The organism is Myxococcus sp. AM009, assembly GCF_013372605.1.
GTDB classification, from domain to species: Bacteria; Myxococcota; Myxococcia; order Myxococcales; family Myxococcaceae; genus Myxococcus; species Myxococcus vastator.
Genome location: NZ_JABXEP010000009.1, coordinates 17,085 through 29,931, shown reverse-complemented (window position 1 = coordinate 29,931; position 12,847 = coordinate 17,085). Strand labels below are relative to the sequence as shown.

At 68.3% G+C, this 12,847-nt stretch carries 7 protein-coding genes; all 7 read right to left on the bottom strand.

What is annotated here, in order from left to right; genetic code table 11:
- Positions 1-27 precede the first annotated feature (27 nt).
- The 7 genes from HV824_RS04095 to HV824_RS04065 all read right to left on the bottom strand — a co-directional run bounded on the left by HV824_RS04095 (position 28) and on the right by HV824_RS04065 (position 12,744).
- The gene (locus tag HV824_RS04095) at positions 28-2,553 is read right to left on the bottom strand and encodes an amino acid adenylation domain-containing protein (protein WP_368738019.1); all 2,526 of its coding nucleotides are present in this window, start codon (positions 2,551-2,553) and stop codon (positions 28-30) included.
- Between the two features lie 214 nt (positions 2,554-2,767).
- Entirely contained in the window at positions 2,768-3,511 is a 744-nt protein-coding gene (locus HV824_RS04090) for a thioesterase II family protein (protein WP_176422694.1), read from the bottom strand.
- Between the two features lie 21 nt (positions 3,512-3,532).
- On the bottom strand, positions 3,533-4,003 hold the full coding sequence (locus HV824_RS04085) for a hypothetical protein (RefSeq protein WP_176415314.1): 471 nt from the start codon (positions 4,001-4,003) through the stop codon (positions 3,533-3,535).
- 1,088 nt (positions 4,004-5,091) lie between these two features.
- Entirely contained in the window at positions 5,092-6,480 is a 1,389-nt protein-coding gene (locus HV824_RS04080) for a peptide MFS transporter (RefSeq protein WP_176422693.1), read from the bottom strand.
- A 155-nt stretch (positions 6,481-6,635) separates the two neighbouring features.
- The gene (locus HV824_RS04075; protein ID WP_176422692.1) at positions 6,636-9,548 is read right to left on the bottom strand and encodes an ATP-binding protein; all 2,913 of its coding nucleotides are present in this window, start codon (positions 9,546-9,548) and stop codon (positions 6,636-6,638) included.
- Positions 9,545-10,333: a methyltransferase domain-containing protein gene (locus tag HV824_RS04070; protein ID WP_176415311.1), complete on the bottom strand. Its 789-nt coding sequence runs from the start codon at positions 10,331-10,333 to the stop codon at positions 9,545-9,547. Before HV824_RS04070 ends, HV824_RS04075 begins: the two co-directional genes overlap by 4 nt.
- Positions 10,330-12,744, bottom strand: coding sequence for a hypothetical protein (locus HV824_RS04065; RefSeq protein WP_176415310.1), 2,415 nt, complete (start codon positions 12,742-12,744; stop codon positions 10,330-10,332). The genes HV824_RS04070 and HV824_RS04065 overlap by 4 nt, the downstream gene beginning before the upstream one ends.
- Between the last annotated feature and the right edge of the window lie 103 nt (positions 12,745-12,847).

The window sequence follows — 12,847 nt, the reverse complement described above, 5'->3', positions numbered from 1 at the left end:
TTGGACTGGCCGCGTTTGTCTGTGCCGTCATCGGCGCTCCATTTCGACGTCGCGCCGGGCGCGCCCGACGGGGCCGTCGTGAACGCGCGCGATCGCGGCGAGCTCCGCCAGACACTTCGCCGCCATCAGCTCGGTGATGGTGAACGTGATGCTGCGCTCCCGCGCGGCGCGAACGAGATGTATCGCTCGGAGCGAGTCGCCGCCGAGGTCCACGAAGTTGTCCGAGGCTCCAACCGGCCGAACGTCCAGCACGCGTTCCCAGAGCACCGCGAGCTCGATTTCGAGTTCACTGGTCGGCGGCTCGAACCGGACCTCGTCAGAGCGTGCGTCATCGACCCATTCGAGCAGGCGGCGACGGTCGATCTTCCCGTTGCCGTTCAGGGGCAGCGCCGGCACCGCGACCAGGCGGGCCGGGAGCATGTAGTGCGGCAGAACGCTCGCTGCCTCCTGCCGGATTCGCGCGCGGTCGAGGCGCTGGCCTTCCTTCGCCGTGATCCAGGCGACGATCTTCTTGTCGCCGGCGGCGTCACCGACGAGACCGGCGACGGCCTCGGCGACGGGATGAATCGAGGTCAGGCACGCCTCGATCTCGCCGAGTTCGATCCGGTAGCCGCGGAGCTTCACCTGCTCATCGCAGCGGCCGAGATACTCCAGTTCGCCGCCGCACGTCAGCCGGGCCAGATCGCCGGTTCGATAGAGCCGCCCGTCCCCCGCCCCGCTGTAGGGGTCGGGGATGAAGCGTCGCTCGGTCAACTCGGGCAGGTTCAGGTATCCGCGGGTGACGCCCGCTCCCCGCACGTACATCTCGCCTGGAATCCCGCGCGGCACCGGGGTCTGCGCGGCATCGAGGAGCGTAATCCCCAGGTCAGGAAGCGGCACGCCGATGGGGCTCTTCGATGGCATCCTGGCATCGTCCGCGGTCAGCTGCCGGAAGCTGACGTGAACGGTCGTCTCCGTGATGCCGTACATGTTCACGAGGGAAGGCCGGTCCCAGCCATACTGGGTGGTCCATGCCGACAGCGAGGCTGGATAGAGCGCCTCGCCGCCGAAGATCACCACCCGCAGCGACGCGAGCTTCGGTCGCTCCGCAGCGACCGTGATGAACTGCCGGAACGCCGAGGGGGTCATGTTGAGGACCGTCACCGCGTGCCGGGCGAGCAACGCGAAGAACAGGTCCGGGGACCGCACCACGTTCAAAGGCACGATGACGAGCCGCCCGCCGTACGCCAGACAGCCGAACAGCTCCCATACGGAGAAGTCGAACGCGAACGAGTGGAAGAGGGTCCAGACGTCACGCTCACCAAAGCAGAAGTGGTCGCGCGTCGTGGCCAACAGCCGCGTCACGTTGGCGTGACTGACGAGGACCCCCTTGGGTCTTCCCGTGGAGCCGGACGTGTAGATGCAATAGGCCAGGTTCTTCGGCGTCGTCGTCTTCGGCGGCGCGGACGGAAGCCCCTCGGGGAGCTCGTCGAGGCAGAGGAGCGTCGCGGCGCTCTCCGGGAGCCGTTCGCCGAGACGACGCTGGGTAAGGACGACCGGCGGCCTGGCGTCCTCGAGCATGAACGCAAGCCGGTCTCGCGGGAGGTCCGGATCGAGCGGAAGATACGCGCTGCCTGCTTTGAGGATGGCGAGGATGCCAACGATCATTTCGATCGAGCGCTCGGCACAGAGGCCGATGAGGACATCCGGTCCGGCCCCCATCGCCGTCAGCGCGCCAGCGAGGCAATCCGCGCGCCGGTCCAGCTCACCATAGCAGAGCTGCTCTTCCCCGCAGATGAGCGCGATCGCCTCCGGGCTGTGGCGGGCCCGCTCGGAGACGACCTCATGCAGGCACTGCCGGGGCGGCGCGCCGACCTGGGCCTCGCGCCACAAGGACTCGAGCGCAGCGCGTTCTCGCGCGTCGAGCAGCGGCAGGCAAGAGACGCGCGTGTCCGGCGCCTCGACCACGCCGCGCAAGAGCACGAGGAACTGGTCGGCCAGGCCATCAATCGTTCCATCTGTGAAGAGCTCGGCGGCGTACTCGAACCGGAAGCTTCGTTGGCCGGCCGCCTCGCTCGCGATGAGCGCGAGGTCATGCCGCGGAGCGAACCGCGGCGCCTCGACCGACGTGTCCTGGCTGGCGAACAGCACCTCGCAACGCGACACGCTGGCGTCAGGAGCGAGCCCAGCCGCGAGCAGTTCGACAGGGCCCTCCAGGCGCGTGCGCCCCACCGGGACGGCGTCCCCGATTTGCCTCAGGAACGCACGGAAGCTGGGATCGTCCGAGAGGTCACCACGGAGCATGCTCGTGTCGGAGCAGGAGTTGGCTCGTTGGCTCGGCTCCTGCCGGGTGAGGGCATGGGTTGGCAGACCGACGACGACGCACGTCTCACCGCTCCAGCGCGACAGCAGACACAGCCAGGCCGCGAGGAGCACCGTCTCCGCGCCGCAGCCCTCTGAGAGCGCCAGATGTCGCAGCCGGTCCTCGGTTCGCGCATCGAGGCGTCGGAGAATCATCGCGCCGCATCGGCGGCCTTCTGGCGGGCGCGGCTTGTCCATCGGAAGGTTCAACACAGCCCCTCCAGCCGAAGTGCCAGCACGTTGTTGACAGCCGGGGTGGCGGCCGGCGACGGCGCCGCCCCCCACACTCGCCCCTGCGCGCAAGCAATGGAAAGTTCTCCAGCACGCATCTGAAGCGAGCCTCACACGCCAGAGCCGTCAGTGACCTGAGCGGTTCCGAGGGCTGCCTCGCGGCACCGGGCTTCCGGCTCGGAGGCCGAGCCGATACCTACTCCAGCCGAGGCCCTTCCCCGCCCTGAGCCAGGTCGCTGAAGATCGCCTTCGCGATCGCCTCGCCTTGAGGCGCCAGGACCTCCCGGTTGGCGTTCAGCAACGTGCTCGTGAACCTTGACTGGGTGTACTGCGCCCACGCCTGTACGTCCGCGGAGCGAACGGTGTGGTCCTGCTCCCACACGAAGACATGTATCGGACAGGTGAGCTTGAGCGACTGATCGCAACTGTAATGGTCCAGCGCGACCAGGTCGGCGAGCAGTCCTGGCATGAGTTCGTCGAGGAGCTCCGTGGGCAGGTCCGCCACGGCGTCGCCGTATGCCTCGCGTACGGTCTCCACGTTGGAGCGGCGCTCCGTGGACCAGCCTGCCGGAGTCAGCAGGTGAGGCGCCTTGCAGCTCGAGACGCCGAGGAGGCTAACGAAGTCCTCGGGGAGGCGCCGCGCCACCTCGAAAGCAACGACCGCCCCGTAGCAATGACCGAACAAGGCGATCGGCTGCCGCAAAAAGGGGATCAGCGCTTCGGAGATCTTGTCCGCCAAGGACTCGACGTCGTCGATGGGCGGCTCCTGCATGCGCGTCTCCCGGCCCGGGAGCTGCACTGCAAGCACTTCCATTGAGTCTGGCGCCGACGCCTGCCAGGTGCGGAAGACACTGCCGCCCTTCCCCGCTGGTGGCAAGCACACCAACCGCAGCTCGGGTGCGGGACGCTTGAGTCGGAATGGGAACCAAGTAGAACTCATTGTGGCGGCCTCCGAGCGGTCCTACCCCGTGGAACTCGCCGAACTCAGCTGGAAGTCACGGGTCGGTCCGGCGCCCGACCTCGCCAGAGTCGTATCGCAACCAAGCTCGACGGCGGCACCAACCCCCAGCATGTCGACCCAGAGCACGAGCCTTTTTGCGTTCGCTGTCGAGGTGACCGTGCCCGAAACACCCCGCAGCGGCCCGGAATCAATCGTAAGCTTTTCTCCGACTTCGTACTTCGTAGTCAGGACCACGGGCCGTCCCAGACCGAGCATGAGACGTACCGACCTGATCTGGCTATCAAGCTCCGCGATGCCCATCTGAGAGGTAGGGCTCAGGACGCTCGCGACACACCCCGTATCCTTGAACGCCCCCTTGGTGTGACTGCCCTTGACGAAGACAAAGCCAGGGAAGAGAGGAAGCGAGGAGTCGCGAAGCTTGCGCCCGCTGTACGTCTGCCGAATCACCACCGGCATGTAGTACGGAATCATCCGAGCGCGCAGGAGGCGACACAGCTTCTTTTCCCAACGCGGTCGCGAACGAACACACGTCCAGGGCACAGCCAAGGAATCCCGTCGTGATTCAAATATATTCCACGGGAAGACAAACTCGTCGTGGTCTTCAACCGGGCTGTCGGTCTTTTCGTTTGCCACTACCTCACCCATCTGGACAGGACAGAACCGCGGCGACAAAGCCAACCAGACGCAAGACACACCGCGGGCAACTCACGCCGCAAGGCGTTCATCAAGGGCGGGGGGAGTCTGTCCAAAGATAGCCAATGCATACCCCGCAGCGCAACCTGAAAATCGCCAATCCACAGACATGCCCGCCAACAGTCCCACTGTGCCAATTCCACTCAAAGACACTAGTGGTAAACCCTTACGCCAAATCCAGTTACCATTACACTCTCAAGCGGGCTCGAACAGAATCGCGAAAACGAAGCCAACCACTCACAACGCACACCGTCAGGAATTCTCCCGGGATGGAGAAACCATAAATTTTCAATTCGGGCCATGCGCGACGAGCCCGGTCATGGCAACACCTGGTGACGTCTTGGTGGTGACGCCGCCGAAGCGCCAGCAAGAGAGCTCGTGCCTCCTGTGCGCAGGAGCGGACGAGCGTCGTCCGTGAAGACCACGCCGGATGGATGAGCAACGCCCGCATGGAATTTTCGAATGGGGCAGGCTGCGCCGATGCCAGGTCAGCCAGGCACGCGTCTCGTCACCCACCAGCCCCGCGTCGGCCTTGGCCCAGGCCTGATGCGTTCTCGCGCGCGATGGCCTCCGCCGCCCCATCCATCCCCCGTGACGACAGCGACGCGATGCGTCGTGCATCGCCCTGGAGAAAGCCACCTCCCCGTCGACGAGGCCACAACAGAATGGCAGCCATCGCGGCAGGCCCGGGTGCCCATTGAGGCGCAGGCGTGCCCGGCCACGGAGACGTGAGCCTCTGCTTCCCGGGCCCGCGGCGCGCTTCAGTCCTGTGCCCCAAGCCCGTGGTGGGCGCACAAACACGAACGCCGGCGTACCCTGAGGTACGCCGGCGTGTCGACGTCAGTCACTGATGCTGGGGCAGCGGCTCAGGCCGCCGCCACCGAGCCGCCCTGCGACTCGGAGGTCGGCGCGGCGGGCTTCACTTCGTCCGTGCCGTGCATCATTCGCTTGAGGATGGGCGCGACGAGGAGCAGCACGGCGCCGGCGGCGCCCGTCGCGATGGCAATGGCGCGGAACACGCCAAACTCGCCCATCTGCTCGGAGTATCCACCGAGGACGCCGGCCAGCTTGCTCGCCGCCGCGTTCGCCAGGAACCAAACGCCCATCATCGCGGAGACGATGCGCGCTGGCGCGACCTTGGTCACCATGGAGAGGCCGACGGGCGACAGGCACAGCTCCCCCATCGTGTGGAACAGATAGGCCATCACCACCCACCAGGCAGCCGCCTTGCCCGACGCCGCGCTCTCACTGGAGGCCCCCAGCATGAAGAGGAAGCCGGTGGAGAGGAACATCAGGCCCAGGCCCATCTTCACGGGGATGCTCGGGTCCTTCCCCCGCGCTGCCAGCCTGCTCCAGAGGCCCGCGAAAATCGGCGCCAGCGCGACGATGAAGACGGCGTTGAAGTTCTGGAACCAGGTGGTCGGCATCTCCCAGCCCAGGACGGTGCGGTTGACCTTCGCGTCCGTGTACAAGTTCATCAACCCGCCGGCCTGCTCGAAGCCCGTCCAGAAGGCGACGACGAAGAGGGCAATGATGAAAATCACGACGATGCGATCGATTTCGTCGCGGCTGAAGCCCGACTTCTCCGGGGTGCCCGGCTTCGCCTCGGCGGCGGCCACCATCTTCTCCGGCACCAGGCCCACGTTCCCCAGCAGCTTGCGCTGCAGCGACAGGAAGGCAATCAGGCCCAGGAGCATGCCCACGCCGGCGGCGCCGAAGCCCCAGTGCCAGCCCACGCGCTCACCCAGCGTGCCGCAGATGAAGTTGCCGAGCACCGCGCCCACGTTGATGCCCATGTAGAAGATGGTGAAGGCGCTGTCGCGGCGGCCGTCACCGGGCGCATACAACCCGCCCACCATGGTGGAGATGTTCGGCTTGAAGAAGCCGTTGCCGATGATGAGGAAGCCCAGGCCCGCGTAGAACATCGTCACGCTGGGCAGGGCCAGGACGAGGTGGCCTATCATCATCAACACGCCACCGAGCACCACCGCCCGGCGCTGCCCCATGAAGCGGTCCGCGATGAAGCCGCCGGCGATGGGCGTCAGGTACACCAGGCCCGTATAGGTGCCGTAGAGACTGAGCGCGTCCGCGGTGGACCAGCCAAAGCCTCCGTTGACCTTGCTCGTGAGGAAGAGCACGAGCAGGCCCCGCATGCCGTAATACGACATGCGTTCCCACATCTCAGTGAAGAACAGGAGGTAGAGCCCTCGCGGGTGCCCCTTGCGGGCATCGCCCGCGACTACGGTGCCTTGCATGCCGTGGTTTCCTTGAAAGGAGAGGTGCGACGAAAAAGTGACGTGACTGTAGCAGACACGAGGGCCGAGCCCAGGAGGACACCTGAGTGGATGGGGAATTCCCCTTCTTTGCCGCCCGGACGCCGTGGGCCCGGGCGGGGCCTTTGCGTCCCGCGTCAGCCCAGGCGGCCGACGCGCGGCTCGGACGCGAGGTCGGGCATGCCCCCCGTGACACGGGGCGCCACGGGGCGCAGCGGCAGGCGGACCTCCACCTGCGTGCCCTCCCCTGGAGCACTGCTCAGGGCGATGTTCCCGCCGTGCTGGATGATGATGCGGCGGCTGAGCGCCAACCCCAACCCTGTCCCCTCGCCCGCCGCGCGGGTGGAGAAGAAGGGCTGGAAGAGCCGCTCCATGTCCTCCGGGCGGATGCCCACCCCGTCATCACCAATGGTGACGATGGCCTCGTCGGCCGTGTTGGCCGTGGAGATGCGCACGCGGCCCTTGTCCCCCACCGCGCGCAGGGCGTTGTCCAGGAGGTTGAGCCAGACCTGATTCAGGGCGCCCGGATTGCCTCGCACCGGTTCCCCACAGTGGTACGCGCGCTCCACCTTGACGCCCGGCGGCACCTTCCACGCCAGCACGCTCAGCGTGGAGTCCAGCGACGAATCCAGGGACAGCACCACCGGCGTCTCACTGGTCCGCGTGAAGGAGAGCAGGGATTCGGCCAGGTGGCGGATGCGCTGGCCGCACTCCTCCACGACTTCCAGCATGGCCTTGCTCAGCTCCACGTCCGAGCCTCCGGCCGTCAACATATCCTTGAGCGGCAGCAGGGCGTTCATCAGCCCGTTGAGCGGGTTGCGCACCTCGTGCGCGAAGCCGGACGTGAGCAGACCGATGGCCGCCAGCCGCTCGTTCTCCGCGGCGCGCACCGCCGCCTCGCGCAGGCGCAGCTGGGTTTCAATGCGCGCCAGCAGCTCGTTCGGGCTGAAGGGCTTGCCCAGATAGTCATTCGCCCCGGTGCCCAGGCCCTCCACCTTGGCTGACACCTCCTGACGCGCGGTGAGGAGGATGACGGGGATGTCCACCGTCTGCGGATCATTGCGCAGGGCGACCAGCATCTGCAGGCCAGACATGACAGGCATCATCACGTCCGACACGATGAGGTCCGGCCGCTCGCGCAGCGCGCGCTGCCGCCCGTCATCGCCGTTGATGGCCTCCAGCACCCGATAGTGCTGGGCCAGCATCCTGGCGAGGAAGCTCCGAATCTCCGGGTCGTCTTCCACCACCATGATGCGCGCCGCTTCGGGCCCCGGCCCCGCATGGTCCCTGGCCGGCGGAGGCGCGGCGCCCAGGACGTCCTGGCCCGTCGGCTCCAGCGAGGGGAAGGCCCCAGAGATGCGGCGCTCCCGGCGCACGGGCATGACGGCCTGGCGGCGCTCGCGCAGGTCCTCGCGGATGTGGGCCGTGCCCTTGGGCAGCCGCACACGGAAGGTGGAGCCCTGGCCCAGCTCGCTCGTCACGGAGATGCCGCCCGCGTGCAGCTCCAGCGTCTCCTTCACCAGCGCCAGGCCAATGCCCGAGCCGCCAAAGCGCCGGGTGCCGCTGTTGTCCGCCTGGGAGAAGCGGTCGAAGATGACGGGGATGTCCTGCGGGGCAATGCCCTGGCCGGAGTCCTCCACCTCGATGTGCACGTCCGAGTCGTCCTCGCGCACGCGCACCGTCACCCCGCCCTTCTGGGTGAACTTCAGCGCGTTGCCCAGCAGGTTCTGGAAGACGATGTCCATGCGCTCGTGGTCCACATGGATGGGCGTCACCGTGGCGCCCTCCAGCCGAAGCGTCACGCCCTGCCGGTCCGCCATGGTGTGGAAGGGCGGCACCACGGTGCTGAGGAAGCCGAACAGCTCCAGCGGCTGGTAGCGCAGCCGCGCCTTGCCCGACTCCAACTGCGCCAGGTCCAGCAGGTTGTTGATGAGCCGCAGCAGGCGCTGCGCGCTGCGCTCCATGTTCGTCACCAGCGGAGGAACCTCTGACGGCAGCGACTCCGCCTGCTTCGCCAGCGCCTCCAGCGTCAGCAGGATGAGCGTGAGCGGCGTGCGCAGTTCGTGGCTCACGTTGTCGAAGAACTCGCTCTTGAGCCGGTCCAGCTCCTGCTGCCGCGAGAGCGACGCCTCCAACTTCGTATTGGCCTCGGACAGCTCCTGCGTCCGCTCGGCCACGCGGTCCTCAAGCGCCTTGTTGGCGGCGAAGATCTCCTCGTTGCGCAGCTGCAGGTCCTCCAGGGACGTCTGCAGTCCCTGGTGCTGCTCAGACAGCTTCTCGTCCTTGCGCAGCAGGGCCGCGCGCGTGTCCAGCCACGCCCCCGCCGCCACACCCACCATGCCCAGGGAGCTGACCGCGAAGATGGGCGGCGCCAGGTTCAACGTGCCCGACAGCAGGCCGGCCACCATGCCCGCCATGCCCCCCACGATGTAGCGCCACGCCAGGGGCGGCAGGCTCTGCCAGCGGATGTCGTACTCGCAGCAGTCCGCGCCATCCACCTGACAGCGCAGCTCCTTCACCTCCGCCAGGGGCAGGTTCCAGATGGCGGGGAACGCGGACAGGTTGCCCTGGCGCGCGCGGCAGAAGTTGCGATCTCTTTCGCGGATGCGGCTGACGTAGCGCACCTGCACCCGCGAGTCGGTGAGCGTGTCGATGTGGAAGCCGCCCACGCGGTTGTACGTGTGGTCCAGCTCCAGCGCGCGCTCGTAGACGCTGCGCGGCGTGGCCAGCGCCTTCATCATGTAATAGAGGAAGCCCACCGCCTCCGGACTGGCGATGCTGCGCCCCGCCTTCGTCATGAAGTCCGGATCGCCGGAGTCCTTGTCGAGCACGTCGAAGAGCCGCTCGGTGAACCCCACGGAGACGAAGTTGGTGAGCGTCTCCACGTACGCCAACGTCAGCGGCAGCTCCTCGCGCTGCCACACCCGCACCAGCCGGTCCCGGCCGTAGGTCCGCTCGTAGTACAGCATCACGCTGCGCAGCATCCGGACACTCAGCTCGGGTGTGTCGGGTGCTGACGGTGCGGAGGCCAGTTCCGCGGGGACGGTCAACGCTTCACTCCTTCGGTCGTCAACACCATCGCATATTTGAGGGTGTCGGCGTCGTCCAGGAGTGCGAGGAAGCGTTCACAGAATGCGTCATAGGGGCCGGCGCCCCCGAAAAAGGGCTCAGCGAGCGGGCGCAGCGTCCGGAAGCGAATGACCCAGTCCTCGTGGAGCCGCGCGTCCACCGCGCCCGCCGCCACGTAGAACGGGGAGATGTGCACGCGCACGTCCGCGAGCCCGGCCTTGCGGAACAGGTGGAACAGCTTGCGGCCCGCGTGCAGGTCGAAGCGCGCCGCGCGCAGGGCGGCCAGCAGCTTCTGGCTCTCCGCCTGGAGGTCCTCCGGAAAGGGCCAGTTCCACAACCCCACCCCGTCGATGTCCGCCACCACCACGCGCCCACCCGGCCGGACGACTCGCACCAGCTCCGCGAGCGCGGGGCCCGGCTCTCCCAGGTACTCGAAGACGTACTGGCACCAGACGTAGTCGAAGTGGTCGGCGGGCAGCCGTGTGTCCGGCAGCGCGCCCTGACGCAGCTCCACATTGGGCCTGCCCGCCAGCAGCACCCGGGCCGCCGCCAGGTGTTCGGCCTGTGGCTCGATGCCCACCACGCGGCCTTGCGGCCCCACCACGTCCAGCAGCTCCGAGGTGATGACGCCGGGACCACAGCCCACATCCAGTGCGGCGTCCCCAGACCTCAGTCCGGTGAGCCTCAGCCGGTCCGCGTAGGAGGTGGCGCTCGCCTGCGCTTGCAGGCGGTGCACCTCCTGGGCCGACTCCATCAGGTAGGTCATGCCGCGATGTCCTTGTCATCCACCCGGCCACCACCCCGGCCATGGGCCGCCAGCCGCTCGAAGACGGCGAGCAGGTAGGCGTTCCAATCACGCACGAGCCGGCGGTGGGCCGTGAACTCCATCACCTTGCCCAGGTTGTGGAAACCCAGGGTCTCCAGGGCGGGCAGGTCCGCGTCCGAAGCCAGGCACTCCGCGGTGGAGCGACCCCGCCGGGCCGAGTCCGCCACCGCGTGCGTCACCAGCGCCTGGCGCACGGCATCCGCTTCCCCCGCATCCGGCTCCACCATGACGAGCGAGAAGGCGTTGTACCACTCCGCCCAGAAGAGCCCGGGCGACGAGTCCTCCATGAGGACGAAGCCCTGGGGCCCGTCCTTGCCCTCCACCAGGGCGATGCCGCGCGAGCGCCGCAGCCGCGCGTCCGAGTAGCGCCCGCCCAGCGTCCCCATGGTCATCTCGCCCTCCACCAGGTCCGAGCTGCGCAGGCGCACCACGTCCTGCGTCTCCCGCAGGTGCTGCTCCAGCCAGCGCAAATCGGACGTCTCCGCGGGGCGCACGCGCAAATCCGTCCGAGGCGGCGGCAGCGCGGCGTCCACGGGGAGCCGGCACGGCGTGAAGGCATGCAGGCAGCTCAAGCCCGGGCGCTCCAACCGGCTGGCGATGGCGCCGTAGATTCGCGACGTCCACCGGTTGCGGCAGCGCCACAGCGCGCGCAGGTACTCCACGTCGTCCAGGCTCTCCGCGTAGTCGGCCGCGAGCGCCACCAGCTCCTGGGAGATGGATTCGTGCCGGTGGTAGCCCGGCCGCACCACCAGGTGCTGCGACAGCCAGGTGCGCGAGTAGATGCGCAGCCCGGAGATGTGGCCGTAGAGCCGGCCCTCGCGCTGATAGACGATGGCCTTGGACAGGCCGTGGATGCCGTTGCCCAGCCGCTGGTGCGCGTCCACCAGCGGCTCGGGCGTCGCCGTCTCGTGGAAGGGGTAGTCGGGAAATCGGACGTCCGCGGAGCGGAACAAGTCCCACACGTCGGAGAAGGGCAGCTCGGAGGCGTCGCGCGCATCGGGACACCGCGCCTTGATGAAGGCGTCCAGGATGGCGGCGCGGGCCTCCGGCGCCAGCTCCAGGATGCGCAGGCCGCAGCGGCGCGGGCGGCTCATGCTGGCGCCCTCCTCCGTCACCGTGAGCTGCCCGGTGTCCTGCACCTGCGCGCGGCAGCGCGAGCGCGTGCCGTCCGGCAGCTGCAGCATCACGTCGTCCAGCACCAGCCCCGGCGGGAAGGCCTCCCGGCCCGCGTCGAAGGGAAAGGCGAAGCCGCCGGTGTGCAGGTCCAGCAGCGGGCGGACGATGGCCTCCCCCGTCAGCGGCGAGTTGAAGGACACCGCGAAGGGCCGCTCCGCCGAGGAGCGGAAGCGCAGGCTGTTGCGGCGGTGGTGCAGGCTCAGCGTGCGCGGCAGGGCCACCTCCACCTGGTTCGGCTCCGAGGCCAGCACCGCCGTGGTGCCCACGTGGCACACGCCGCCGAAGTCCAGGCACAGCCGCACCACGTCGCCCGGATGGAAGAGCATGCCCGGCTGCGACTGCTCGCTCAGCACCAGGCGGGACTCCTCCGGCAGCACCTCCGCGCGGGAGAAGTCCACCAACCGGTTGCCTTCGTGCGTGCGCAGCCCGAAGCCCACCCCCGCGCGCACGGCGCGGCGCAGCAGGCCGCGGATGCGCACCGAGTCGTTGAGCAGCGGCGCGGCGGAAGAGCGCGCGTGCTCCACGGGGCGCTCCAGCGACACGCCCAGGTGGAAGCCCTGGCCTTCGTGCGCGCGCAGCGGGCGCACCATGCGCACCGTGGCGTGGCCGGCGCGCAGCACCAGCGTGTCGCCGCGCAGCACCTGGAGCCCTTCCAGCTCCGTGCCCGGCGTGAGCCGCTCGATGCGCACGCTGGACTCCAGGCGCAGGCCCAGCCCCCCCGTGGCCACGTCGAGCAGCCGCGCGCGGAACGTCGTGCCATCCGCCGTGAAGCAGGCCTCCAGGACGCCGTGCGGCTCGCGGCGCTCGGACTCGCGCAGCTCCAGCAACTCCTGGACGGCGCGGCGCAGCGCCGGGCTGGGGTCATCCTCCAGCGTGAAGAACATGTGCCCCGCGGCGGCCACGTCCACCAGGCTGTGGTGGGCCTGCGCGTTGTCCCTGGGGCAGAGCACCGCGCGGATGGAGCGCGGCGTGTAGCGCTCCAGGTCCTTCAACAACCGGGGAAAGATGTCCGGATGCGTCAACACCAGCGCGGGAGCGGATTTCGAGAGGAATTCGACCGCCTCCTGCCGGTTGGAGGCTTCGAGCACTTCGTAGCCATCCAGCAAGGCGCGGAGCCGTCCTCGACGCTCCGCCTCCGGATGCACGACCAGCACTGCGCGCGTCGTCACGGTCATATGTCCTCCTCCACCGGGTCAGAGCCGCCTGCTCCCGGATGAACCACTTCACGGGTCGGAATGTGACCGCCAGCCGCCACCGCCCCGCCGGACCTTCCGACGG